This is a genomic window from Pseudomonas sp. GP01-A4 (genome assembly GCF_058780865.1).
Map to the genome: position 1 here is coordinate 158363 of NZ_JBYSWF010000005.1, position 25999 is coordinate 184361.

Genomic DNA, 25999 nt, shown 5'->3' on the forward strand with positions numbered 1-25999 from the left:
GTTGGGGCCGCTTCGCAGCCCAGCGGGAGCAAGCTCCCTCGCCACGCACAGCGCTTCTGCCAATGGGGTACCTGTTATGCATAACCCCTGCGCCTTGATCCCGGTCTACAACCACGAGGCCGCCGTGCCCGCCGTGGTTCATAGCGTGCTGTCCAGCGGCCTGCCATGCCTGCTGGTAGACGACGGCAGCAGCGCCGCCTGCGCCGCCGTGCTGGCGCAACTGGCAACCCTCGACAACGTGTCCCTGCTGACCCTGCCCGCCAACCAGGGCAAAGGCGCCGCCGTCATGGCCGGCTTTCGCGAAGCCGCACGCCTGGGCTTCACCCACGCCCTGCAAGTGGACGCCGACGGCCAGCACGACCTGCGGGAAGTCGGTACCTTCCTCGACGCCTCCCGCGCCCACCCGAATGCGGTGATCTGCGGCTACCCGGAATACGACGACAGCGTGCCCAAGGGCCGCCTTTACGCGCGCTACCTGACCCACGTTTGGGTGTGGATCAACACCTTGTCGCTGCAGATCCGCGACTCCATGTGCGGCTTTCGCGTGTACCCACTGCCACCGACCCTGGCCTTGATGGACTCGGCCAGCATCGGCAAACGCATGGATTTCGACTCCGACATCCTGGTGCGCCTGGCCTGGCGCAACCAGCCGATGCGCTGGCTGCCGACCAAGGTGCACTACCCCGCCGACGGCCTGTCGCACTTTCGCCTGTTCCATGACAATGCGCTGATTTCCTCCATGCACACCCGGCTGTTCTTCGGCATGTTGGTGCGCGCGCCGATGATCCTCTGGCGCCGGTGGCAGGCATGAGCCAGGACACCAAGCACTGGGCCGACCGCGAGGAGCGCGGCAGCTTCTGGCTGATGAAATTCACCGCCTTCGCCGCCAAGGTCCTCGGGCGCCGGCTGCTGAGCCCGCTGCTCTACGGCATCGTTTTCTACTTCTTTCTGTTCGGCCGCACGGCCCGCCAAAGCGCCTGGCAATACCAGCAGCGCCTGGCCGACTGGAGCCGGCGCGACGACCTGCGCCCTACCCACAGAAGCGTCTTCGGCCAGTTCATGGCGTTCGCCGACGCCCTGCTGGACAAGCTCGACGTATGGAACGGCAAGTTGCGCCTGGAGCAGATCGAAATCATCGACCCGGCCCAACTGCGCGGCCAACTGCGTAGCGAACGCGGGCAGATGCTGGTGGGCGCGCACCTGGGCAATCTTGAGGTGTGCCGCGCCCTCGCCGAGCTTGGCGAAAAGGTCACCATGAACGTGCTGGTGCACACCAAGCACGCTGAACGTTTCAACCGGATTCTGGGCGAAGCCGGGGCGACCAATCTGCGCCTGATCCAGGTCAGCGAACTTGATCCGGCAGTGATGATGCTGCTCAGCCAGCGCCTCGACGACGGCGAGTGGCTGGCGATTGCCGGCGACCGCGTACCGCTGCATGGCGGGCGCACGGTACGCGTGGATTTCCTCGGCCATGACGCCGCCTTCCCCCAAGGCCCGTGGCTGTTGGCCGGTTTGCTGAAATGCCCGGTCAACCTGCTGATGTGCTTGAAGCATCAAGGCCGTTATCGCCTGATCATCGAGCCGTTCGCCCAGTTGATCGAATGGAAACGCAGCGACCGCCAGCAGGTGATCGCACAATGGACCGCCCGCTACGCCGAGCGCCTGGGCCAGTTCTGCCTGGAAGCGCCCCAACAATGGTTCAACTTTTACCCTTTCTGGAAGACCGATGACGACGCATCTTGAGCCGGTAACCTTCGGCGAAATTCCCCTGCGCATCGAAGACGTGCTGGCCCTGGCCAACCGTCAGGCGCCGACTCAACTGCAAGCTGATGCCAAGTACCGCCAGCGCATCGCCAAGGGCGCGCAGTTCCTGGATTCGTTGCTGGACAAGGAAGGCGTGATCTACGGCGTGACCACCGGCTACGGCGACTCGTGCGTGGTGGCGGTGCCGCTGGAGCACGTCGAAGCGCTGCCCCGCCACCTCTACACGTTCCACGGCTGCGGCCTGGGCAAGTTGCTGGATGCGCAAGCCACCCGCGCGGTGCTGGCGGCGCGGTTGCAGTCGCTGTGCCATGGCGTGTCGGGCGTGCGCGTGGAGTTGCTGGAACGCCTGCACGCGTTCCTGGAGTTCGACGTACTGCCGCTGATTCCGGAGGAAGGCTCGGTGGGCGCCAGCGGTGACTTGACGCCGCTGTCCTACGTGGCCGCAACCTTGTCTGGTGAGCGCGAAGTGCTGTTCCGTGGCGAACGCCGCCAGGCGTCGGAGGTGCACCGCGAGCTGGGCTGGGACCCGCTGGTACTGCGCCCGAAAGAGGCCCTGGCACTGATGAACGGCACCGCCGTGATGACCGGCCTCGCCTGCCTGGCCTTCGCCCGCGCCGACTACCTGCTGCAACTGGCCACGCGCATCACCGCGCTGAACGTGGTGGCGCTGCAAGGCAACCCGGAGCATTTCGACGAGCGCCTGTTCGCCGCCAAGCCGCACCCGGGGCAAATGCAAGTCGCCGCCTGGCTGCGCAAGGATCTGGCGATTGACGCGCCGACCGCGCCGCTGCATCGCCTGCAAGATCGTTACTCCCTGCGCTGCGCGCCCCACGTCCTGGGCGTGCTGGCCGACAGCCTGAACTGGTTGCGCTCGTTCATCGAGATCGAACTCAACAGCGCCAACGACAACCCGATCATCGACGCCGAAGAAGAACGCGTGCTTCACGGCGGCCACTTCTACGGCGGCCACATCGCGTTCGCCATGGACAGCCTCAAGACCCTGGTGGCCAACGTCGCCGACCTGCTGGACCGCCAGCTCGCGCTGCTGGTGGACGTGCGTTACAACCACGGCTTGCCGAGCAATTTGTCCGGTGCGCCAGCCGAGCGGGCGATGATCAACCACGGCTTCAAGGCTGTGCAGATCGGCACCAGCGCCTGGACCGCCGAAGCGCTGAAAAACACCATGCCGGCCAGTGTGTTCTCGCGCTCCACCGAGTGCCACAACCAGGACAAGGTGAGCATGGGCACCATCGCCGCCCGCGATGCGATTCGTGTGCTGGAACTGACCGAACAAGTCGCCGCCGCCACCTTGCTCGCCGCTAATCAGGGCGTATGGCTGCGGGCCCAGGCTGAAGACGCACGCCCGCTGCCGCCGGCGCTGGCCGCCATGCACGACGAGCTGGCCAAAGACTTCCCGCCGGTCATCGAAGACCGCGCCCTGGAAGGCGAACTGCGCCTGTGCCTGAAACGCATCGCCGAGCAACACTGGAGGCTGCATGCGTAGCCCCGGCGTGTTGCACTGCGACACTGAAATCCTCGTGCCGTTTTTCGACATCGACACCATGAACGTGGTGTGGCACGGGCACTACGTAAAGTACCTGGAAGTCGCCCGCTGCGCCTTGCTGGACAAGATCGGCCACAACTACACAGCGATGCTGCAAGCGGGCTACGCCTGGCCGGTGATCGACATGCAACTGCGCTATGTGCGCGGCGCGACCTTCGGCCAGACCATCAACGTGCGCGCCAGCCTGGTGGAGTGGGAGAACCGCTTGAAGGTCAATTACCTGATCAGCGACAAGGCCACCGGTGAACGCCTGACCCGCGCCAGCACCGTGCAAGTGGCGGTGGAGATTGCCAGCCGCGAAATGCAGTTGGCGTCGCCAAAAATATTCACTGACGCCATAGAGAGAGCCTTGAAATGAGATTCCCTGTGGGAGCGGGCTTGCTCGCGAAAATCGTCAACGATAACGCAGGCCGCCTGACACCCCGTGGCGCCCTCAGGTTCTTCGCGAGCAAGTCGAATCGTCGCACCGCCGCTCCCACAGGAATCGCCTTCATTCTGTTGTTGGGCATTCCAGGCCTGGCCCATGCTTTCGACCTGCAACAACTCAGTGACCAGCTTGCAAAACCGTCGGTGATCCACGGCAACTTCATCCAGGAAAAACACCTGCGCGCGCTGCCGCAGCCGCTGACCAGCAAGGGCACCTTCGTCCTGGCCAAGGACCACGGCCTGCTGTGGCTGCTGAAAACCCCGCTGCAACAGGACTACCGCATCAGCGCCAACGGCATCGCCCGGCGTGACGCCAACGGCTGGCAATTGCTGCCGAACAAGAGCGCCGGCGCCGAGCAGAACCGTTTGTTCCTCGCCGTGTTACAGGGCGACAGCAGTGGCTTGCAGCGTGACTTCGAGCTTCAACTGCAAGGCGAAGCCCAGCAGTGGAAACTCACGTTGATCCCGCGCTCGCTGCTGCTCAAGCAGGTGTTCACCCAAATCAATATCGACGGCGGCGAACTGGTGCAGAAGATCGAGCTGCTGGAAACCCAGGGCGACAGCACCGTACTGCGCATGCAGGACAGCACCAGCAGCCAGCCCTTGAGCGACGCGGAGCAACACGACTTTGCCGAGTGAACGCTGGTTGCCGCGCCTGTTCCTGATCCTGCTGGTGGCCGTGTTGGCCCTGGCGGGCTGGCAATGGCGCCATGGCGCACCGCTGTCGGCGAACCTGATGGAACTGGTGCCCGGCACCGCGCCGGATGCGCTGGAGCTGCGGGCCGAACAGCGCATGCAGGAACCGCTGAACCGCGAAATGCTGGTGCTGGTGGGGCATGCCGATCGACAAAAAGCCGTGGCCATGGCGACGCAATTGGGCGAAGCCTGGCAAGCCAGCGGCCTGTTTGAAAAGGTCCAGTGGAACCTCCAAGCCGACCTGCCGGCCCTGCGTCAGCAGTTGCTGCAAGGCCGGCTGGCGATGCTCTCGACCAAGGATCGCGAGCAACTGATCGACGAGCCCCAGGCGTTTATTCAGCAGCGGGTTCAGGCGCTGTTCGACCCGTTCACCGGCTTCAGCCTGGTGCCGAGCCAGGACGATTGGCTGGGCCTCACCGGGCGCATCCAGAACAGCCAGCCGCAACACGGTTCGGTGCAGCTGGATATCGGCAGCGGCGCGCTGATCGCCGATGCCGACGGCAAAAGCTGGGTACTGCTGCGGGCCCGCACCACCGGCAACGCCTTCGACATGAAACTGCCGCTGCAAGTGGCTGACCTGCTCAAGGCCAGCCGCGAGCAGGCCGACCAGCAAGGCGCGCAATTGCTCGCCGCCAGCGGCCTGCTGTATGCAGCCAATGGTCAGCAGCAGGCCACGCGGGAAATCACCTGGGTCGGCGGCGGCGCGACGGTAGGCATCCTGTTATTGCTGCTGCTTGCGTTCCGCCGCTGGCGGGTGTTGCTGGCGTTCGTGCCGGTGCTGGTGGGCATGCTGTTTGGTGCGGTGGCCTGTGTGGCGCTGTTCGGGCATATGCATGTGATCACGCTGGTGCTGGGCTCGAGCCTGATCGGCGTGGCGGTGGATTACCCGCTGCATTACCTGTCCAAGAGCTGGAGCATGAGCCCTTGGCGCAGTTGGCCGGCCTTGCGCCTGACCTTGCCGGGCCTGAGCCTGAGCCTGGCCACCAGTTGCATCGGTTACCTGGCCCTGGCGTGGACGCCGTTCCCGGCGCTGACGCAAATCGCGGTGTTCTCCGCTGCCGGTCTGGTGGGCGCTTACCTGTCGGCCGTGTGCCTGTTGCCGGCCTTGCTCAAAGGCGTCGAGCTGCGCCCGGCGCAATGGCCGCTGCGCATTGCCGAGTTCCTGCTGAGCGTGCGCGAGTCGCTGCTCAAGCGCCTGCCAAGCCCGGTGTTGTTGATACTGGTGTTGGTGTTTTGCGCCGGTGGGCTGTGGCACCTGAACAGCAAAAACGATATCCGCCAGTGGATCGGTGCGCCACCGCAGTTGCTGCAGGAAGCCCAGGCCGTTGCGCGGATTACCGGGTTCCAGCCCACCAGCCAGTTCTTCCTCGTGCGGGCGGACAACCAGCAGCAGTTGCTGGAACGCCAGGCCGCGCTGAGCCAGCGCCTGGATCAGTTGGTGAACATGGACAAGCTCCAGGGTTACCTGACGCTCAACCAGTTGGTCAGCGCGCCGGCGGAGCAACAGCAACTGCGCGAGGCCCTGAAACAGCTGCCGCAGTACTGGCAGCCATTGCTGGACCTCGGTGTGCCCGCCAGCGCGCTGCAAGCCGAGCTGGCCCAGTTGCAGGCCTTGCCCACCGAAGACATCGACGCAGCACTGGTCGGCCCGCTGGCCGAGCCGTGGCGCACGCTGTGGCTGGGGAATGTCGACGGTGGCGTGGCGGCGATGGTGAGCCTGCAAGGGTTGAACAACCCGGCCTTGCTGCGGGTGCAGGCCCTGGATCTGCCCGGCGTGCAGTTGGTGGATCGCCTCGGCGACTTGAACCAGGTGTTCGCCGCCACACAGATCAGCGCGGCGGAATTGAAATTGATGTCCTGCGTGTTGATCGTACTGCTGTTGATCCTGCCGTTCGGCTTCGGCGGCGCCTTGCGCATCGTCGCCCTGCCGTTGCTGGCGGCGCTGTGCAGCCTGGCCAGCCTGGGTTGGCTGGGGCAGCCGTTGACGTTGTTCAGCCTGTTCGGCCTGCTGCTGGTGACCGCCATCAGCGTCGACTACGCGATCCTGATGCGTGAACAAATTGGCGGCGCCGCCGTGAGCCTGTTGGGCACACTGTTGGCGGCCGTGACTACTTGGCTATCGTTCGGCCTGCTGGCTATTTCCAGCACACCGGCGGTGAGTAATTTTGGGCTGTCGGTGAGCCTGGGGCTGGCGTTCAGCTTCATGCTGGCGCCGTGGGCCAGCCCGTCCGGGACAAGGAAGATGAGATGAGCAGCCAATACCTGAGTAAAAACTACGTCGAAGAAACCAAATTCGGCTTCTGGTTCCTGCGCAGCCACACCTGGCAGCACCATGTGCTGCGCGTGGCTATCAACGACCTGCGCAGCCTGTTCAGCGACCCGCTGCCGGTTGCCCCGGTGCTGCTGGACGCTGGTTGCGGCCAGGGCAAGTCGTTCCAGTACCTGCAGCAGGTGTTCGCCCCCGACCGCCTGATCGGCCTCGACGCCGACCCCCACAGCCTCGACCTGAGCCGCGCCGAAGCCGCGCGCCAGGGCATCGCCATCGAGTTGATCGGCAGCGACTGCGCGACCCTCGACGTGGCCGACGCCAGTGTCGACGTGCTGTTCTGTCACCAGACCTTCCATCATCTGGTGGAACAGCATCGCGCCCTGAAAGAGTTCTATCGGGTGCTCAAGCCAGGCGGCTACCTGCTGTTTGCCGAATCCACCGAGGCCTATATCGACACTTGGGTAATCCGCTGGCTGTTTCGTCACCCGATGCATGTGCAGAAAAGCGCCGAGGAGTACCTTGAGATGATTCGCGAGCAGGGCTTTGAGTTCGGCCCGCAGAACGTCTCGTACCCGTACCTGTGGTGGAGCCGCGCCACCGATTTCGGCCTGCTTGAGCGCTGGGGCCTGCGCCAGCCAAAACCGGCCGGCCAGCGCGAAGAAACCTTGGTCAACGTGGTTGCCCGTAAACCTCTGGCGAGCACTGAAACATGATCCGAATGCTGTTGATCGGTTGCCTGTTGCTGCTGAGTGCCTGCGCCAGCCAGCCGCCGTTGCCGTCGAAAAACCCGGTGCTGAGCCTGCCGTTGCAACTGCATGTGCAGCGCGAACAGGATGGCCAACGCCAGGACTGGTTGCTGGTGATGCAGCGCGAAGGCGGCGGGATTCGCTGGTCGATGATGGACCCGCTGGGCATTCCCCAGGCTCGGCAGATGCTGATCAATGGCGCCTGGCAGGCCGACGGTCTGCTGCCGCCCAATCCCCAGGCGCGTGAACTGTTTGCCGCGCTGTTGTTCGCCCTGACCTCGGCGGATGAAGTTTCCAGGCTGTACCCCGGGACCCAGGAAATGGACCTGATCCGCACCCTGCCGTCCCACTGGAAGATCACCTATCACTCCTCCCTGGTGTTTCGCGTGGACGTGATCGGGCAACACCTGACCTACCACATCTCGCCGCTTGGGGCTGCCCGATGAGCGCCTACCTCAATGCCCTCGGCGTGATCTGCGCCCTGGGCCGCGACAAGCGCGAAGTCAGCCGCAGCCTGTTTGCCGGCGACTGCTCCGGCATGCGCGCCGAAAGCGGCTGGGTGCCGGAGCGTGTGTTGCCGGTGGCCGCTGTGCACGGTGAACTGGCGGCGATACCGCCCGGGCTGGAATCCCATCGCAGCCGCAATAACCAGTTGCTGTTGGAAGCCGCGTTGCAGATTGACGACGAGATCCGGCAAGCGATCCAAACGTTCGGCGCGTCGCGCATTGGCATCGTGCTCGGCACCAGCACCTCGGGCATCGATGAAGCCAGCCGTGGCATCGCCCACTATCTGCGGGAAAACCAGTTCCCCGCCGACTACGACTATCAGCAACAGGCGCTTGGCGCCCCGGCCGATTTCCTCGCCGACTGGCTGCAACTGAGCGGCCCGGCCTACGTGATTTCCACCGCCTGCACCTCCAGCGCACGAGCGCTGATGAGTGCCCAACGCCTGTTGGACCTGGGCGTGTGCGATGCGGTGATCTGCGGTGGCGTCGACACGCTGTGCAAGCTGACCCTCAATGGTTTTTCGTCGCTGGAGGCGGTTTCGGCAGAGCGCTGCAATCCGTTTTCGCTGAACCGCAACGGCATCAATATCGGCGAAGCCGCCGTGTTGTTCCTGATGAGCAAAACCCCGGCGCCGGTCGCACTGCTGGGCAGTGGTGCCAGTTGCGACGCCCACCATATTTCCGCCCCCGAGCCTACCGGCAAGGGTGCGTTGCAAGCGATGCGCAAGGCCCTGGCCAGCGCACAACTGGCGCCCGGACAAATCGGTTACCTGAACCTGCACGGCACCGCTACCCAACATAACGATGCCATGGAAAGCCTGGCGGTCGCGGCCCTGTTCCCGGACGGCGTAGCCTGCTCCTCGACCAAACCCATGACCGGCCACACCCTGGGCGCCGCCGGCGCGCTGGAAGCGGCGTTCTGCTGGCTGAGCCTGGCAGAAGGCATAGTGCCGCCGCATGTCTGGGATGGCCAGGCGGACCCCGACCTGCCCGTACTGAAGTGGGCGTCGCCCGGCGACGCCCTGGAAAAACGCTGCCTGATGAGCAACTCGTTTGCCTTCGGCGGCAACAACGTCAGCCTGATTATCGGAGACGCCCCATGACTGATTGGCCGCTCGCCGAACTGCTGCCCCACGCCGGTGACATGATCCTGATCGATCAGGTCTTGAGCTTTGATGAAGAACAGATCCAGACCCGCCTGACGGTCAAGCCCGGCGGTCTTTTCAACCGCGCCGATGGCAGCCTGCCCGCGTGGGTCGGCATTGAGTTGATGGCGCAAAGCGTCGCGGCCTACGCCGGTTGCCGCGCGCGCCAGAAAGGTGAAGCCGTGGAGTTGGGCTTCCTGCTGGGCACGCGCAAGTTCGAGTGCAACGTCGAGCACTTTCCCGCAGGCACCGAGCTGACCATCCACGGCCTGCGCTCCCTGGAAGACGACAACGGCATGGGTGTGTTCGAATGCCACCTCACCGGTCACGGCATCCAGGCCAGCGCGCGCTTGAACGTATTTCGACCGCCCCAGGCGGCCAACTATTTAGATGAATCGAAGGACACCACGCCATGACTGAATCCGTATTGGTGACCGGCTCCAGCCGTGGCATCGGCCGCGCTATCGCTGTGCGCCTGGCCCAGGCCGGGCACGACATCGTGCTGCACTGCCGCAGCGGGCGTGCCGAGGCGGATGCGGTGCAGGTCGAAATCGAAGCGCTGGGGCGCAAGGCCCGGGTGTTGCAATTCGATGTGGCGGACCGCGCCAGCTGCAAGGAGATCCTTGAAGCCGACGTGGAAGCCCATGGCGCGTATTACGGCGTGGTGCTCAATGCGGGCCTGACGCGCGACGGCGCGTTTCCAGCGCTGTCGGAAGACGATTGGGACGTGGTGATGCGCACCAACCTCGACGGTTTCTACAACGTGCTGCACCCGGTGATGATGCCGATGATTCGTCGTCGCGCCGCCGGGCGGATCGTGTGCATCACCTCGGTATCCGGGCTGATCGGCAACCGCGGCCAGGTCAACTACAGCGCGTCCAAGGCCGGCCTGATCGGCGCCGCCAAGGCCCTGGCCATCGAGCTGGGCAAGCGCAAGATCACCGTCAATTGCGTGGCCCCCGGGCTGATCGACACCGCGATGCTCGATGAAAACGTACCGGTGGAAGAGCTGATGAAAATGATCCCCGCCCAGCGCATGGGCACTCCGGAAGAAGTCGCCGGGGCGGTGAATTTCCTGATGTCGGCAGAAGCCGGCTACATCACCCGCCAAGTGCTGGCCGTGAATGGAGGCCTGTGCTGATGAAACGTGTGGTGGTCACCGGCATGGCCGGCGTTACGTCCCTGGGCAGCGATTGGGCAACCATCGCCGCCAACTTCCGCGCCAACCGCAGCGGCATCCGGCGCATGGACGAGTGGGACCGTTTCACCGAACTGAACACCCGGCTGGCCGGGCCGATCGATGATTTCGTGGTGCCCGCCCACTGGACCCGCAAGCAACTGCGCAGCATGGGCCGGGTTTCCCGGCTGGCTGTATGGGCGGCGGAGCAGGCGCTCAAAGACGCCGGCTTGCTGGGCGACGAGTCGATCAAGGACGGGCGCATGGGCGTGGCCTGTGGCTCGTCCACCGGCAGCACCGACGAGATCAAGGCCTTCGGCAATATGCTGCTGAACTCGGTGGCCGAGGGGCTGAACGCCAACTCCTACGTGCGGATGATGCCCCACACCACGGCGGCGAATATCAGCATTTTCTTCGGCCTCACCGGCCGGCTGATCCCCACGTCCAGCGCGTGCACCAGCGGCAGCCAGGGCATCGGCTACGCCTATGAAGCCATCAAGTTCGGCCGCCTGCCGCTGATGTTGGCAGGTGGCGCCGAAGAGCTGTGCCCTACCGAAGCCATGGTGTTCGATGCGCTGTACGCCACCAGCCTGAAAAATGATGCACCACAAACCAGCCCGCGTCCCTACGACAGTGGGCGCGACGGCCTGGTGATCGGCGAAGGCGGCGGCATCCTGGTACTCGAAGAGCTGGAACATGCACTGGCCCGTGGCGCGCATATCCACGCCGAAATCGTCGGCTTCGGCAGCAACGCCGACGGCCAGCACACCACCCGCCCGGAACAGGCCACCATGCGCCGCGCCATGGAACTGGCACTGGAAGATGCGGGGCTTGCGCCCGACGCGATCGGCTATGTGAACGGCCATGGCACCGCCACCGACCAGGGCGACATCGCCGAAACCCTGGCCACCAGCAGCCTGTTCGGCAGCCGCATGCCCATCAGCTCGCAAAAGAGTTTCCTTGGGCACACCCTGGGCGCATGCGGCGCGCTGGAGTCGTGGTTCAGCATCGAAATGATGAACCGCAACCAATACGTGCACACCTTCAACCTCGACGAGGTCGACCCGCGCTGCGGCGAGCTGGACTACCTGCAAGGCGAGTTCCGCGAGCTGCACAACGACTACGTGATGAACAACAATTTTGCCTTTGGCGGCGTCAACACTTCGCTGATTTTCCGCCGCTGGGCGTGAGTTTTTTTACTGACTGGAGAAATGGAATGTCTTCCCTGCTACGCGCAACACTGGTCGTTTTGGCCCTGCTCACTACCGCTGGCTGCACCAACAAACCGGTGCTCAACACCCAGCACGACTTGCCGGCAAACCCGCAGGTCAACGAAGAAAAAATGAAGCAGACCATTATCGCGGCCTTGAACAAACGCCAATGGGTCGTACAGCGCCTGAGCCCGCAACTGGTGCAGGCCGAGATCAACGTGCGCAACAAATTCCACGCTGAAATCGACATCCGCTACACCGCCACCAGCTACGCCATCACCTACCGCGACAGCCGCGACCTGGGCTACAAGGACGGCAAGATCCACCGCAACTACAACCGCTGGGTGAGCATGCTGGACCGTGACATCCTGGCGGCGTTGCGCACCAATGGTGTGAGTGACACGGCGCAGTTGCTCCAGCAGACCGGGACGTCGAAGCAGAACTGAAACACCCGCTTCCCTGTGGCGAGGGAGCTTGCTCCCGTTCGGGCGCGAAGCGCCCCTGAAACCTGCGATTGAAGGTTGCCTGGTAAAACTCAGTCGTCGGGTTTCGGGGCTGCTGCGCAGCCCAGCGGGAGCAAGCTCCCTCGCCACAGGTTATGCGTCGGTCATACCAATGCCTTACGGGTCAGCAACTCGACAAACGCCTTGGCCATCGGCGTCTGCTGGCCCTTGCGCTGCACCAGCCACACCGCCGTCACCGCCTCCTGATCCAGCAACGTGCGATACACCACGCCATCAATGCGGATCCGCTGATACGACGCCGGCAACACCGAGACACCCAACCCCGCCGCCACCAGGCCGATGATGGTCATCGCCTCCCCGGCCTCCTGCGCGAAGTGCGGGCTGAAGCCGGCATCACGCGCCAGGCTCATCAATTGGGCATACAACCCGCTGCCGTAAGTCCGCGGGAAAAACACAAACGGTTCTTCGGCCAATTGCGCCAGGTGCAAACCCCGCTCACTGCCCTCTACCAACGGATGCCCGGCGTTCAGCACGGCCACCAAGGGCTCGCGCATCAGTTCCACGACGCTCAAGGAATCGGGCAACGGCAACGGTCGCATCAACCCCACCTGAATCGACTCATCCACCAGCGACTCGGCCACCTCCGTGCTGCTCATCTCCTGCAGATTCAAATGCACCGCCGGGAATGCCTGGCGAAACGCGAAGATCGCCTGTGGGATGCTGGAGTTGAACGGCGCAGAAGAGGTGAAGCCAATCTTCAACTCCCCCAGTTCCCCCAGCTGCGCCCGACGCGCCACGTCCGCCGCTTTATCCACCTGCGCCAGCACCAACCGCGCCTCTTGCAGGAACAACCTGCCGGCCTCGCTCAGCTCGACCCGACGATTGGTACGCTCAAACAACCGCGCACCTATCTCCTGCTCCAGCGCCTGGATCTGCTGGCTCAGGGGCGGCTGGGAGATCCCCAGCACCTGCGCGGCGCGGCCAAAATGCAGCTCTTCAGCCACGGCGATGAAGTAACGCAGGTGGCGCAATTCCATGAAAACCTCATTAGGTCGTAAAAGCTCTTAAACAGGTCGAACAATATATTGGAAAGAATCAATAGGGAGCTATATTCTTTTTTGCATTGCCAGCCCTGGCAGTCTTTCCTCCCCGAGGTCCCGCGTGAAATCTGCTGTCGCTCCGCTTGCTCAAGAAGTACCGCCCACCGCCCTCGATGAAGTGGTGGCACAGCTCAACGAGCAGTACATCGAAAAAGGCACCCCGATGTTCATGCGCACGGTGCTGGCGCTGTTCTCCGGCGGTTTCGCCACTTTCGCCCTGCTCTACTGCGTACAGCCGATGATGCCGGCGCTGTCCCACGAATTTTCCATCAATGCCGCGCAAAGCAGCCTGATTCTCTCGGTGGCCACCGGCATGCTCGCCATTGGCCTGCTGATCACCGGGCCGATTTCCGACACCCTGGGGCGCAAGCCGGTGATGGTTGCCGCGCTGTTCTGCGCCGCACTGTGCACCATCGCCAGCGGCTTGATGCCAAGCTGGGAAGGCATCCTGCTGATGCGCGCACTGGTGGGCCTGTCCCTCAGCGGCCTGGCAGCGGTGGCCATGACCTACCTGAGTGAAGAGATCCACCCGCAACACATCGGCCTGGCCATGGGTTTGTACATCGGTGGTAACGCCATTGGCGGCATGAGCGGGCGCTTGATCATCGGTGTGCTGATCGACTTCGTCAGTTGGCACACGGCGATGCTGATCATTGGCGCCCTGGCGCTGATCGCAGCCACGGTGTTCTGGAAGATCCTCCCCGAGTCGCGCAACTTCCGCGCCAGCACCCTGCACCCGCGCAGCCTGGTGGACGGCTTCACCCTGCACTTCAAGGACGCCGGCCTGCCGTGGCTGTTCCTCGAAGCCTTCGTGCTGATGGGCGCCTTTGTGACGATGTTCAACTACATCGGCTACCGCTTGCTGGCGGACCCGTACGATTTGAGCCAGGCCGTGGTAGGCCTGCTGTCGCTGGTCTACCTCTCGGGTATCTACAGCTCGGCGAAAATCGGCTCCCTGGCCGACCGCCTGGGCCGTCGCCGAGTGCTGTGGGGCACCATCGTGCTGATGCTCGGCGGCATCGCCCTGACGCTGTTTACCCCGCTGTGGCTGGTAGTGCCCGGCATGCTGATCTTCACCTTCGGCTTCTTCGGCGCCCACTCAGTGGCCAGCAGCTGGATCGGCCGCCGCGCACTAAGAGCCAAGGGCCAGGCGTCGTCGCTGTACCTGTTCAGTTACTACGTGGGGTCGAGTATTGCGGGGACGGCGGGCGGGTTTTTCTGGCACTACGCCGGGTGGAACGGGATTGGCGGGTTTATCGTCGCGCTGTTGATCGTCGCGTTGCTGGTGGCGTTGAAGCTGGCGAAGTTACCGCCGTTGCAGGAAGCCAAGGCTTAACCAGCGCTTACAAAAAAGCCCGGCATCTGCCGGGCTTTTTCATTGCCGCGCGATCACTCGTGATACTGCGCCGACAACTCGTGCACCGCCCGCAGGAACGCGCCTGCGTGCTCCGGATCAACTTCCGGAGTAATGCCGTGGCCAAGGTTGAACACGTGACCACTGCCTTTGCCGTAGCTGGCGAGGATACGGCCCACTTCAGTGCGGATGGCTTCCGGCTTGGCGTACAGCACGGTTGGGTCCATGTTGCCTTGCAGCGCGACCTTGCTGCCCACGCGGCGACGGGCTTCGCCGAGGTCGCAGGTCCAGTCCAGGCCCAGCGCGTCGGCGCCGGCGTCGGCGATGCTTTCCAGCCACAGGCCGCCGCCCTTGGTGAACATGATCACAGGCACTTTGCGGCCTTCGTGTTCGCGGATCAAGCCGCTGACGATCTTGCGCATGTAGGCCAGGGAGAACTCCTGGTACGCCGCCGCCGACAGGTTGCCACCCCAGGTGTCGAAGATCTGCACCGCCTGGGCGCCGGCCATGATCTGGCCGTTGAGGTAGGAGGTGACCGACTGCGCCAGCTTGTCCAGCAGCAGGTGCATGGCTTGCGGGTTGTCGTAGAGCATGGCCTTGGTCTTGCGGAAGTCTTTCGACGAGCCGCCTTCGACCATGTAGGTGGCCAGGGTCCACGGGCTGCCGGAGAAGCCGATCAGCGGCACGCGGCCGTTCAGCTCGCGGCGGATGGTGCTGACCGCATCCATGACGTAGCCCAGGTCCTTGTGGGGATCGGGGATCGGCAGGGCTTCGATATCGGCCAGGGTGCTGACGACTTTCTTGAAACGCGGGCCTTCGCCGGTTTCGAAGTACAGGCCCTGGCCCATGGCGTCAGGGATGGTCAGGATATCGGAGAACAGGATGGCCGCATCCAGCTGTGGATAGCGGTCCAGCGGTTGCATGGTGACTTCGCAGGCGAACTCCGGGTTCATGCACAGGCTCATGAAGTCGCCGGCGTGGGCGCGACTGGCGCGGTATTCCGGCAGGTAGCGACCGGCCTGGCGCATCATCCACACAGGGGTGACGTCCACGGGTTGCTTGAGCAGGGCACGAAGGAAACGGTCGTTCTTGAGGGCAGTCATGTCGGCATCCGCAAAAAAAGTGCGGGCATTTTCTCAGAGCGCGACGCAAAAGGCACGGCAAGAGCCGTGCCTTTTGTCTATCGGGTCAATTTGTCGCGGATATGAAAGCGCCACAAAACAAATGTGGGAGCGGGCTTGCTCGCGAAAGCGGTGGGTCAGCCAACACATCTGGTGACTGATATACCGCATTCGCGAGCAAGCCCGCTCCCACATTTTGATCCCATTTCAATCCGGGATCGGGGTCAGACCTGCAGGTAATCCAGGATCCCTTCGGCGGCGTTGCGGCCTTCGAAGATGGCCGTCACTACCAGGTCAGACCCGCGAACCATGTCGCCACCGGCGAAGATTTTCGGGTTGCTGGTCTGGTGTTTGTACTGGCCTTGTTCCGGGGCTACAACGCGGCCCTGGCTGTCGGTCTGGATTTCGAACTGCTCGAACCACGGCGCCGGGCTTGGGCGGAAACCGAAGGCGATGACCACGGCGTCTGCCGGGATGATCTCTTCGGAACCCGGGATCGGCTCGGGGCTGCGACGGCCACGGGCATCCGGTTCGCCGAGACGGGTCTCGACCACTTTCACGCCTTCGACACGGTCTTCACCGACGATAGCGATCGGCTGGCGGTTGTAGAGGAATTTCACGCCTTCTTCCTTGGCGTTCTTCACCTCTTTGCGCGAACCCGGCATGTTGGCTTCGTCACGACGGTAGGCACAGGTCACCGACTTGGCGCCCTGGCGAATCGAAGTGCGGTTGCAGTCCATCGCGGTATCACCACCGCCCAGCACCACGACCTTCTTGCCTTTCATGTCGACGAAATCTTCCGGCGACTTTTCAAAGCCCAGGTTGCGGTTGACGTTGGCGATCAGGAAGTCCAGAGCGTCGTACACGCCCGGCAGGTCTTCACCGGCGAAGCCACCCTTCATGTAGGTGTAGGTGCCCATGCCCATGAACACGGCATCGTATTCTTCGAGCAGTTGCTCCATGGTCACGTCCTTGCCGATTTCGGTATTGAGGCGGAACTCGATACCCATGCCGGTGAAGACTTCGCGACGATGGCTCAGTACGGTTTTTTCCAGCTTGAACTCGGGGATGCCGAAGGTCAGCAGGCCACCGATTTCCGGGTTCTTGTCGAACACCACCGGGGTCACGCCGCCACGTACCAGCACGTCGGCACAGCCCAGGCCCGCCGGGCCCGCGCCGATGATCGCGACGCGCTTGCCGGTCGGCTTGACCTTGGACATGTCCGGGCGCCAGCCCATGGCGAACGCGGTGTCGGTGATGTACTTCTCCACCGAACCGATGGTCACCGCGCCGAAGCCGTCGTTGAGGGTGCACGCACCCTCGCACAGACGGTCCTGCGGGCACACCCGGCCGCACACTTCCGGCAGGGTGTTGGTCTGGTGAGACAGCTCGGCGGCGGCGAGGATGTTGCCCTCGGCCACCAGCTTCAGCCAGTTCGGAATGAAGTTGTGCACCGGGCACTTCCATTCGCAATACGGGTTACCGCAACCCAGGCAGCGGTGGGCCTGGTCGGCCGAGTGCTGGGGTTTGAAGGGCTCGTAGATTTCCACGAACTCTTTCTTGCGTTGACGCAACAGTTTCTTCTTCGGATCTTTGCGCCCGACATCGATGAACTGGAAGTCGTTATTCAGACGTTCAGCCATGTTAAAACCTCATCAAACTCTTCAGGCGCATATCACTGCGGGTTGGCACGGATGCTGGAAAGCAACGATTTCAGGTTGGCAGCCTTGGGCTTGACCAGCCAGAAACGGCGCAGGTAGTCATCGAGGTTTTCAGCGAGGTTACGACCCCATTCGCTGTTGGTTTCCTCGACATATTCGTCCAGCACATGCTGCAAGTGGTTGCGATAGGATTCCATCGCTTCGCCGCTGATCCGCTGGATCTCCACCAACTCGTGGTTCACCTTGTCGACGAAGGTGTTGTCCTGGTCGAGCACGTAGGCGAAACCGCCGGTCATGCCCGAACCGAAGTTGTAGCCGGTCTTGCCCAGCACCGCGACAAACCCCCCGGTCATGTACTCGCAGCAGTGATCGCCCGTGCCTTCAACCACGGTGTGGGCACCGGAGTTACGCACTGCGAAACGCTCACCGGCCGTGCCCGCGGCAAACAGCTTGCCGCCGGTTGCGCCGTACAGGCAGGTGTTGCCGATGATGGCACTGTCTTGAGTCTTGTAGACGCTGCCGACTGGCGGGACGATCACCAGCTTGCCGCCGGTCATGCCCTTGCCCACGTAGTCGTTGGCGTCGCCTTCGAGGTACATGTTCAAGCCACCGGCGTTCCATACGCCGAAGCTCTGGCCAGCGGTGCCCTTGAAGCGGAAGGTGATCGGCGCCTTGGCCATGCCCTGGTTGCCGTGCTTGCGCGCGATTTCGCCGGAGATGCGTGCGCCGATGGAACGGTCGCAGTTGCAGATATCCAGGGCGAATTCGCCGCCGCTTGCGTCGTTGATCGACGAAGTGGCCATCTCGACCATCTTCTCGGCCAGCAGGCCCTTGTCGAACGGCGGGTTGCGGTCAACCTGGCAGAACTGTGGCTTGTCGGCCGGGATGTGATCGCTGCCCAACAGCGGCGTCAGGTCCAGGTGTTGTTGCTTGGCGGTCTGGCCTTCGAGGATGTCCAGCAGGTCGGTACGGCCGATCAGCTCTTCCAGGGAACGCACGCCCAGCTTGGCCAGCCACTCACGGGTTTCCTCGGCGACGTAGGTGAAGAAATTCACCACCATGTCGACGGTCCCGATGTAGTGGTCCTTGCGCAGCTTCTCGTTCTGAGTGGCCACGCCGGTGGCGCAGTTGTTCAGGTGGCAGATGCGCAGGTATTTGCAGCCCAGGGCGATCATTGGCGCGGTGCCGAAGCCGAAGCTTTCGGCGCCGAGGATTGCAGCCTTGATCACGTCGAGGCCGGTTTTCAGGCCACCGTCGGTCTGCACCCGGACCTTGCCGCGCAGGTCGTTGCCGCGCAGGGTCTGGTGAGTCTCGGCCAGGCCCAGTTCCCACGGCGCACCGGCGTACTTGATGGAGGTCAGCGGCGAAGCGCCGGTGCCGCCGTCGTAGCCGGAGATGGTGATCAGGTCGGCATAGGCCTTGGCCACACCCGCGGCGATGGTGCCCACGCCGGCTTCTGCGACCAGTTTCACCGAGACCAGGGCCTGCGGGTTGACTTGTTTGAGGTCGAAAATCAGCTGCGACAAATCCTCGATCGAGTAGATGTCGTGGTGCGGCGGCGGTGAAATCAACGTCACGCCCGGCACTGCATAACGCAGCTTGGCGATCAGGCCGTTGACCTTGCCGCCCGGCAGTTGTCCGCCTTCACCCGGCTTGGCGCCCTGGGCAACCTTGATCTGCAGCACTTCGGCGTTGACCAGGTATTCCGGGGTTACACCAAAACGGCCAGTGGCGACCTGCTTGATTTTCGAGCTCTTGATGGTGCCGTAGCGCGCCGGGTCTTCACCGCCTTCGCCGGAGTTGGAACGCGCGCCCAGGCGGTTCATGGCTTCGGCCAGGGCTTCGTGAGCCTCAGGCGACAAGGCGCCCAGGGAAATACCGGCGGAGTCGAAACGCTTGAGGATCGATTCCAGTGGCTCGATCTCGCTGATGGCCAGCGGCGTGTCCAGGGTTTTCACCTTGAACAGGTCGCGGATCATCGACACCGGGCGGTTATCCACCAGCGCGGTGTATTCCTTGAACTTGGCGTAGTCGCCTTGCTGCACGGCGGCTTGCAGGGTGTTGACCACGTCCGGGTTGTAGGCGTGGTATTCGCCACCGTGCACGAACTTCAGCAGGCCACCTTGCTGGATCGGCTTGCGCGCGCTCCAGGCTTCGGCGGCCAGGGCTTTCTGCTCGGCTTCGATGTCGACGAAACGTGCGCCCTTGATGCGGCTTGGCACGCCACGGAAGCTCATCTCGCAAACTTCTTCCGACAGGCCGATGGCTTCGAACAATTGCGCGCCGCGGTAGGACGTGACGGTGGAGATGCCCATCTTCGACAGGATCTTCAGCAGGCCCTTCGTGATGCCTTTACGGTAGTTCTTGAACACCTCGTAGAGGTCGCCCAGGACTTCGCCGGTACGGATCAGGTCACCGAGTACTTCGTAAGCCAGGAACGGATACACCGCCGAAGCGCCGAAGCCGATCAACACCGCAAAGTGATGCGGGTCGCGGGCGGTGGCGGTTTCAACCAGGATGTTGGAATCGCAACGCAGGCCCTTTTCGGTCAGGCGGTGGTGTACCGCGCCGGTGGCCAGGGAAGCGTGGATCGGCAACTTGCCCGGGGCAATGTGGCGGTCGGTCAGCACGATTTGGGTACGGCCGGCGCGCACGGCTTCTTCAGCCTGATCGGCGACGTTGCGCACAGCGGCTTCCAGGCCGAGGCTCTCGTCGTAGTTCAGGTCGATGATCTGCCGGTCGAAGCCCGGGCGGTCCAGGGTCATCAACGAGCGCCACTTGGCCGGGGAAATGACCGGCGAGCTGAGGATCACGCGGGAAGCGTGCTCAGGCGATTCCTGGAAGATGTTGCGCTCGGCACCGAGGCACACTTCCAGGGACATCACGATGGCTTCGCGCAGCGGGTCGATCGGCGGGTTGGTCACCTGGGCGAACTGCTGGCGGAAATAGTCGTACGGCGTGCGCACGCGCTGGGACAGCACGGCCATTGGCGTGTCATCGCCCATGGAGCCGACGGCTTCGTAGCCCTGCTCGCCCAGTGGGCGCAGCACCTGGTCACGTTCTTCGAAAGTGACCTGGTACATCTTCATGTACTGCTTGAGCTGGTCGACGTCATAGAAAGCCGAACCGTGGTCGTTGTCTTCCATGGTTGCCTGGATGCGCAGGGCATTCTTGCGCAGCCATTGCTTGTACGGATGACGGGACTTCAAGCGGTTGTCGATGGCATCGGTGTCGAGGATCTGACCGGTCTCGGTGTCCACGGCGAGGATCTGGCCCGGGCCAACGCGGCCCTTGGCGATCACGTCTTCCGGCTTGTAGTTCCACACGCCGATTTCCGACGCCAGGGTGATGAAGCCGTTGGTGGTGGTCACCCAGCGCGCCGGGCGCAGGCCGTTACGGTCGAGCAGGCACACGGCGTAGCGACCGTCGGTCATTACCACGCCGGCCGGGCCGTCCCACGGTTCCATGTGCATCGAGTTGTACTCATAGAACGCCCGCAGGTCGGGGTCCATGGTCTCGACGTTCTGCCACGCTGGCGGAATGATCATGCGCACGCCACGGAACAGGTCGATGCCGCCGGTGACCATCAGTTCGAGCATGTTGTCCATGCTGGAGGAGTCGGAACCCACGCGGTTGACCAGCGGGCCGAGCTCTTCCAGGTCCATCAGGTCGTTGGCGAACTTGGTTCGACGGGCCACGGCCCAGTTGCGGTTGCCGGTGATGGTGTTGATCTCGCCGTTGTGGGCGAGGAAGCGGAATGGCTGGGCCAGCGGCCATTTCGGCAGGGTGTTGGTGGAGAAGCGCTGGTGGAACACGCAGATTGCGGTTTGCAGGCGCTCATCGCTCAGGTCTGGATAGAAGGCGGTCAAGTCCGCCGGCATCATCAGGCCTTTATAGATGATGGTCTTGTGGGAAAAGCTGCAGATGTAGTGGTCGGTGTCGGCGGCATTGGCCACGGACGAGCGACGACGAGAGGTGAACAGCTTGATCGCCATGTCCTGGTCGCTCAGGCCGTCGCCTGCGATGAACACTTGTTCGATCTGCGGCAGGCGCTCCAGGGCCAGGCGGCCCAGTACGCTGGTGTCGATCGGCACTTTGCGCCAGCCGACGAGCTGCAGGCCAGCGGCCAGGATCTCGCGGTTCATGTTCTCGCGAGCAGCTTCGGCTTTTACCGGGTCCTGGTTGAAGAACACCATGCCCACAGCGTACTGCTTGGGCAAATCGGCGCCGAAATGTTCCTTGGCGACTGCGCGCAGGAACTGGTCGGGCTTTTGAATCAGCAAGCCGCAACCGTCACCGGTCTTGCCGTCGGCGTTGATCCCACCGCGGTGGGTCATGCAGGTCAGGGCCTCGATGGCCGTTTGCAAAAGGGTATGACTGGGCTCGCCCTGCATGTGGGCTATCAGGCCGAAACCGCAGTTATCCTTGAATTCATCGGGTTGGTACAGACCTGCTTTCATAGACACTTTCTCACCAGGCTGCCTCTTATTCCGAGGCAAATTTCTTTTCAATTCAACCGGTTACCTTCCACGCCGAACGTACGCCGGCTTAGCGGGGGCAAAAGGGAGGTCATTGTACACACCGACACAGACGCTCACAAATTTAGCGACGAAATGTCGCAAATCTATGTCGCATTTATGAAAGGTTTAAAGCGATATGCTGTGCTAGTCAAAACTTTTTTAATTTTGACCGCTACGACTCAAAAGCCACTGTGACGCAGACACCACAAAGCGCGCGGCCTTCAGGGCTGCACGCTGTGTTGTTTTTTTTGAGGTGCCGAGAGGGCGGCCTGGGTAAGGCCGCCGGATCTTCAGCGAGTTGTTGCCAGTTCTTGTTGAACGCTGGCGACAGTGCGAGGCCAAGGTTTACCAGCCTGAACCTTCGCTGGCAAGGCCTTGATAGCGGATTCCGCTGCTGTACGGCTGGAGAAGTTGCCGTAAGTGATCACGTAGAGAGGCTTGCCGTTGAGCACTTTCTTGAAATAACGGTACTCGCCGCCCTGCTCTTTCACGAACGCCTGGGCGTTGGCTTCGGAGCTGGTGCCGAGGATCTGCACCACGAAGTTACCGGTAGGCTGGCTGGCATACCAGCTGCTGCCGGCAGCGCCAGTCGCGGCCTTGGCCACGACGGCCGGTTTTTCGGCAGGCTTGGCGGCTGGAGCCGGCTTGGCCGCAGGCGCCGGGGCGACCGGCTTGGCAACAGGCGCAGGCTTGGCGGTGGCGACCTGGGCTGGCGCTGGCGTCGGCTTGGCCGCTGGCTGACCGGCTGGCACGCCCGCAGGTGGCGCGGTGGTGGTCACGGTCGGCGGCGTGGCGCTGGAGCCTTCCACGGGCACCCCATCGTCGCCTTCGGAGATGCCGCCAGCTTCTTCGGCGAGCGGGCCGCGCATCACCGGTTGGCCGACCATTGGCAGGTTGGTGGGTTGGCCGGAGTTGGCAAACTCAACGTTCGGTGTTGGCTTGCCCAGTGGCAACTGCGCCTGTTCGGTTGGCGCGCCAGCGGTGGTCGGTGCCTTGTTGCGACCTGGAATCAACCAGGCGGCAGCGACGGCAACCACGACAACGGCAGAAATTGCCAATACGTGCTTCTTCGGCATAGTAAACCCCATCTTTGGACGCTTTACCGCTGAGCGGCTGGCAATCATGGCTTCGATCATGGCATCCCGGGCAACCTGGTTGATGGTGCCAGGCCAGCCGTCGGAGCTTTCGTGAATATCAGAGATCTGCGAAGCGGAGAAAAGTTCGATGCCCTGCCCCGCGCCTTCCAGCCGCTGGGCCAGGTATTCGCGGGTTTCTTCTTCTTCGTAAGGCTGCAGTTCGATGACGTGGAACAGCTCCTGCTCACCGCTGATCTGTTCAAGTTCGGCGATCAGCGAAGACTCGCCAAACAGGAACACATGCGGGCGCCCTTCAGGCGTACCGGCCGCCAGGGCCAGCAACGCTTCCAGGGCAGATTCGTCGAGCTGCTCGGCGTCATCCACCAGCAGGTAGACTTCCTGGCCGGTCAGGCCCAGTTGCACCACTTGCTTGAGGATCGCATTCGGCTCGGCAGTGGACACGTCGAGGGCCTGGGCCACTTGACGCAACACGCCTGCCGCATCACCGGCACCACGGGCGGAAACCACCACGCTCTGTACCGATTGCTTGTTGGTGCTGGCCACCAGTGCCTGGCGCAGCAAGGTCTTGCCGCTGCCCAATGGGCCGGTGACCACCAGCAGCAACTGGCTGTAGCGCGCCAGGTGGTGCAGTTGTCCCAGCACCGGCTTGCGTTGCGCAGGGAAAAACTTGAAACCAGGCACCCGAGGAGCAAAAGGGTCGTGGCTTAACTGGTAATGGCCGAGGAACGCCTCGTCGGCATGCAAACTAGTCATCGGGATCTTATTAACCTTTAAGCTGGGCCAGGGCGCGGTAATCCGCTCCCAGCGTGGCCTGTAAAATCTCTTTCGGATAATCGTCGGTCACTACCGCTTCGCCCATTCGGCGCAACAGCACCAGTCGCAGTCGACCGTCGATCACTTTCTTGTCTATTGCCATATGTTCGAGAAAATCTGCCTCGGTCATCTCCTCGGGAGGAATGACCGGCAACCCGGCGCGCTGGAACAGGCGGATCCCGCGATCACGCTCCTGGGCGCTGATCCAGCCCAGGCGTTGCGACATCTCCAATGCCATCACTGTGCCAGCCGCTACGGCCTCTCCATGCAACCACACACCATAGCCCATGTGGGTCTCGATCGCATGGCCGAAGGTGTGGCCGAGGTTCAAGGTGGCGCGCACGCCGGACTCACGTTCGTCGGCATTCACCACCAGCGCCTTGGCGGCGCAGGAGCGGGAAATCGCTTCGGTGAGTGCCACCTGGTCGAGGGCGCGCAGGGCGTCGACGTGTTCTTCCAGCCAGGTCAGGAACGGCTCGTCGCAGATCAGCCCGTACTTGATGACTTCCGCCAGGCCCGCCGACAGCTCCCGGGGTGGCAGGGTATTGAGGGTGGCAGTGTCGATCAGCACCACATTCGGCTGATAGAACGCGCCGACCATGTTCTTGCCCAGCGGGTGGTTGATGCCGGTCTTGCCGCCCACCGACGAATCGACCTGGGACAGCAAGGTGGTCGGTACCTGGATAAAGTCCACGCCGCGCTGATAGCAGGCGGCTGCAAAGCCGGCCATGTCGCCGATCACACCGCCACCCAGGGCCACCACAGTGGTGCGCCGGTCATGACGGGCCGTCAGCAGGCCATCAAAGATCAGTTGCAGGGTTTCCCAGGTCTTGAAGGCCTCGCCGTCCGGCAGCACCACCGAGATCACCGAGTACGCCGCCAGGCTGCGGCTCAGACGCTCAAGATACAGCGGCGCGACCGTTTCATTGGAGATGATCGCCACTTGCCGCCCGGCAATATGCGGTGCGAGCAACTCGGGCTGGTCCAACAAACCTTCGCCAATATGGATCGGGTAGCTGCGCTCGCCAAGATCGACCTTAAGTGTCTGCATGTGTCCCCGCGTTGAAGATGAAAGCAGGCGTCCTGCCCTACATTAACGTTGTCGGCAACGTCGGGATCTGACGCTGCCTGATGGCTCTACGCCACAACTCGGACGGTCATGACGCGCCGCCGAGGATAGCGCATTTCGGCCCTGGCTTTAACGGGGTGGCAACTGTGCCAGGCGCTCGAGAATGTCGAGAACCACCATTCGTGGCGGCCGCTCATCGGTTTCCACCACCAGATCGGCGATTTCCCGATAAAGCGGGTCGCGCAGCGTCAGCAGGTCCCGCAGGGTTTTTGCCGGGTCGGCGGTGCGCAGCAATGGGCGATTGCGATCGCGAGCGGTGCGGCCCACCTGCTGCTCGACAGACGCGTGCAGATAAACCACGCGACCGCCGGCGTGCAGCGCCCGGCGGTTCTCGTCGCGCATCACTGCGCCACCGCCGGTGGCCAATACCACGCCATCGCAGCCGCACAGTTCGGCAATCATCGCCTGCTCGCGGTCGCGAAAGCCCAGTTCGCCTTCCTTATCGAAGATCCACGGGATATTGGCGCCCGTGCGCAATTCAATTTCCTTATCGGAGTCTTTGAATGGCAGGCGCAGCTCTTTGGCCAGCAAACGGCCGATGGTGCTTTTTCCAGCCCCCATCGGTCCTACAAGAATCAAATTTCGCACAGAATCAACGACTCACAGCAATCGCCTGGTTATTCATAATACGCGGAGTCAGGAATACCAGCAGCTCGGATTTTTTCTCCGAAACCACATCCCGCCGGAAAAGGCGGCCAAGATACGGCACATCGCCCAAAAATGGCACTTTATCTACCACTTTGCTTTGAGTATTGGAGAAAACCCCGCCGATCACGATGGTCTCCCCGTCCTTGACCAGCACCTTGGCATTGACCTCGTTTTTCTTGATCGGCGGCACATCGTTGAGCCTGTTCAGGTAGTCGGGCTCGTCCTTGGTGACCTTGACCTCCATGATCACCCAGCCGTCCGGGGTGATTTGCGGGGTCACTTCCAATGACAAGGAGGCCTCCTTGAACGACACCGAGGTCGCGCCGGTGGAGCTGGACTCCTGATAGGGAATCTCGGTGCCCTTGAGGATTCGCGCGGTTTCCTTGTCGGAGGTGACGACCTTAGGCTGCGAAACGATTTCACCATTGCCGGTTTTTTCCATGGCGGTCAGTTCCAGGTCCAGCAGCAGGTTGTCGGTGATAAACGCGACACCGAGGCCGGCGCTGCCGTTGACCGCCCCCAGGTCCACAAACGGCGAGCTGGGCGGGGTTTCAGGCGGCTCGGCCCCCTCCGCCAGCGGCTTCCTGA

Annotated in this window: 22 protein-coding genes; 14 read left to right on the forward strand and 8 right to left on the reverse strand. The window is 62.9% G+C overall.

Translation table 11 applies throughout. The features are described 5' to 3' along the window. Positions 1-76 precede the first annotated feature (76 nt). The 13 genes from AC3WKX_RS05695 to AC3WKX_RS05755 are packed head-to-tail and all read left to right on the forward strand — an operon-like array spanning position 77 to position 11950. A complete protein-coding gene (locus AC3WKX_RS05695; protein ID WP_102604298.1) occupies positions 77-811 on the forward strand; it encodes a glycosyltransferase family 2 protein in 735 nt (244 codons plus the stop codon). Beyond that, entirely contained in the window at positions 808-1743 is a 936-nt protein-coding gene (locus AC3WKX_RS05700; protein ID WP_008439230.1) for a lysophospholipid acyltransferase family protein, read from the forward strand. The genes AC3WKX_RS05695 and AC3WKX_RS05700 overlap by 4 nt, the downstream gene beginning before the upstream one ends. Beyond that, complete coding sequence (locus tag AC3WKX_RS05705) at positions 1727-3268, forward strand: HAL/PAL/TAL family ammonia-lyase (protein ID WP_102604299.1); 1542 nt, start codon at positions 1727-1729, stop codon at positions 3266-3268. Before AC3WKX_RS05700 ends, AC3WKX_RS05705 begins: the two co-directional genes overlap by 17 nt. Further along, positions 3261-3686: an acyl-CoA thioesterase gene (locus AC3WKX_RS05710; protein WP_102367948.1), complete on the forward strand. Its 426-nt coding sequence runs from the start codon at positions 3261-3263 to the stop codon at positions 3684-3686. Before AC3WKX_RS05705 ends, AC3WKX_RS05710 begins: the two co-directional genes overlap by 8 nt. After that, a complete protein-coding gene (locus AC3WKX_RS05715; protein ID WP_102604300.1) occupies positions 3683-4393 on the forward strand; it encodes an outer membrane lipoprotein carrier protein LolA in 711 nt (236 codons plus the stop codon). The genes AC3WKX_RS05710 and AC3WKX_RS05715 overlap by 4 nt, the downstream gene beginning before the upstream one ends. Beyond that, the gene (locus AC3WKX_RS05720; protein ID WP_102604301.1) at positions 4383-6701 is read left to right on the forward strand and encodes an MMPL family transporter; all 2319 of its coding nucleotides are present in this window, start codon (positions 4383-4385) and stop codon (positions 6699-6701) included. The genes AC3WKX_RS05715 and AC3WKX_RS05720 overlap by 11 nt, the downstream gene beginning before the upstream one ends. After that, positions 6698-7432 (forward strand): class I SAM-dependent methyltransferase, encoded by a 735-nt coding sequence (locus AC3WKX_RS05725; RefSeq protein ID WP_102604302.1) that lies wholly within the window; start codon positions 6698-6700, stop codon positions 7430-7432. Before AC3WKX_RS05720 ends, AC3WKX_RS05725 begins: the two co-directional genes overlap by 4 nt. Next, on the forward strand, positions 7429-7911 hold the full coding sequence (locus AC3WKX_RS05730) for a hypothetical protein (RefSeq protein WP_173883011.1): 483 nt from the start codon (positions 7429-7431) through the stop codon (positions 7909-7911). Before AC3WKX_RS05725 ends, AC3WKX_RS05730 begins: the two co-directional genes overlap by 4 nt. After that, complete coding sequence (locus tag AC3WKX_RS05735) at positions 7908-9074, forward strand: beta-ketoacyl-[acyl-carrier-protein] synthase family protein (protein ID WP_102604304.1); 1167 nt, start codon at positions 7908-7910, stop codon at positions 9072-9074. Before AC3WKX_RS05730 ends, AC3WKX_RS05735 begins: the two co-directional genes overlap by 4 nt. Beyond that, entirely contained in the window at positions 9071-9532 is a 462-nt protein-coding gene (locus AC3WKX_RS05740; protein WP_102604305.1) for a hotdog family protein, read from the forward strand. Before AC3WKX_RS05735 ends, AC3WKX_RS05740 begins: the two co-directional genes overlap by 4 nt. Beyond that, on the forward strand, positions 9529-10257 hold the full coding sequence (fabG, locus tag AC3WKX_RS05745) for a 3-oxoacyl-ACP reductase FabG (RefSeq protein ID WP_087692521.1): 729 nt from the start codon (positions 9529-9531) through the stop codon (positions 10255-10257). Before AC3WKX_RS05740 ends, fabG begins: the two co-directional genes overlap by 4 nt. After that, entirely contained in the window at positions 10257-11483 is a 1227-nt protein-coding gene (locus tag AC3WKX_RS05750) for a beta-ketoacyl-ACP synthase (protein ID WP_102604306.1), read from the forward strand. Before fabG ends, AC3WKX_RS05750 begins: the two co-directional genes overlap by 1 nt. Before the next feature lie 26 nt (positions 11484-11509). Then, positions 11510-11950, forward strand: a complete 441-nt coding sequence (locus AC3WKX_RS05755) for a hypothetical protein (RefSeq protein ID WP_102604307.1) — start codon at positions 11510-11512, stop codon at positions 11948-11950. A 161-nt stretch (positions 11951-12111) separates the two neighbouring features. On the opposite strand, the gene AC3WKX_RS05760 is transcribed toward AC3WKX_RS05755, so the two are convergent. After that, positions 12112-13005 (reverse strand): LysR family transcriptional regulator, encoded by an 894-nt coding sequence (locus AC3WKX_RS05760; RefSeq protein WP_003209358.1) that lies wholly within the window; start codon positions 13003-13005, stop codon positions 12112-12114. Between the two features lie 181 nt (positions 13006-13186). Between AC3WKX_RS05760 and AC3WKX_RS05765 the strand changes: the two genes are divergently transcribed. Then, positions 13187-14404: an MFS transporter gene (locus AC3WKX_RS05765; RefSeq protein ID WP_371858859.1), complete on the forward strand. Its 1218-nt coding sequence runs from the start codon at positions 13187-13189 to the stop codon at positions 14402-14404. 53 nt (positions 14405-14457) lie between these two features. On the opposite strand, the gene hemE is transcribed toward AC3WKX_RS05765, so the two are convergent. The 7 genes from hemE to AC3WKX_RS05800 all read right to left on the reverse strand — a co-directional run. After that, positions 14458-15525, reverse strand: coding sequence for a uroporphyrinogen decarboxylase (gene hemE, locus AC3WKX_RS05770; RefSeq protein ID WP_102604309.1), 1068 nt, complete (start codon positions 15523-15525; stop codon positions 14458-14460). A 242-nt stretch (positions 15526-15767) separates the two neighbouring features. Next, positions 15768-17186 carry an FAD-dependent oxidoreductase gene (locus AC3WKX_RS05775; RefSeq protein WP_003209353.1) on the reverse strand — a complete coding sequence of 473 codons (1419 nt, stop codon included), beginning with the start codon at positions 17184-17186 and terminating at the stop codon, positions 15768-15770. Positions 17187-17218: 32 nt separating this feature from the next. Further along, a complete protein-coding gene (gltB, locus tag AC3WKX_RS05780) occupies positions 17219-21664 on the reverse strand; it encodes a glutamate synthase large subunit (protein ID WP_003209351.1) in 4446 nt (1481 codons plus the stop codon). A gap of 350 nt (positions 21665-22014) precedes the next feature. Continuing rightward, positions 22015-23574, reverse strand: a complete 1560-nt coding sequence (locus tag AC3WKX_RS05785; RefSeq protein ID WP_003209350.1) for an SPOR domain-containing protein — start codon at positions 23572-23574, stop codon at positions 22015-22017. A gap of 10 nt (positions 23575-23584) precedes the next feature. Continuing rightward, positions 23585-24685: a 3-dehydroquinate synthase gene (gene aroB / locus AC3WKX_RS05790; protein WP_003209346.1), complete on the reverse strand. Its 1101-nt coding sequence runs from the start codon at positions 24683-24685 to the stop codon at positions 23585-23587. A 147-nt stretch (positions 24686-24832) separates the two neighbouring features. Next, complete coding sequence (aroK, locus tag AC3WKX_RS05795; protein WP_003209345.1) at positions 24833-25351, reverse strand: shikimate kinase AroK; 519 nt, start codon at positions 25349-25351, stop codon at positions 24833-24835. Positions 25352-25355: 4 nt separating this feature from the next. Next, the coding region (locus AC3WKX_RS05800; protein ID WP_492577146.1) for a secretin GspD/PilQ domain-containing protein at positions 25356-25999 on the reverse strand (644 nt) is incomplete at its 5' end.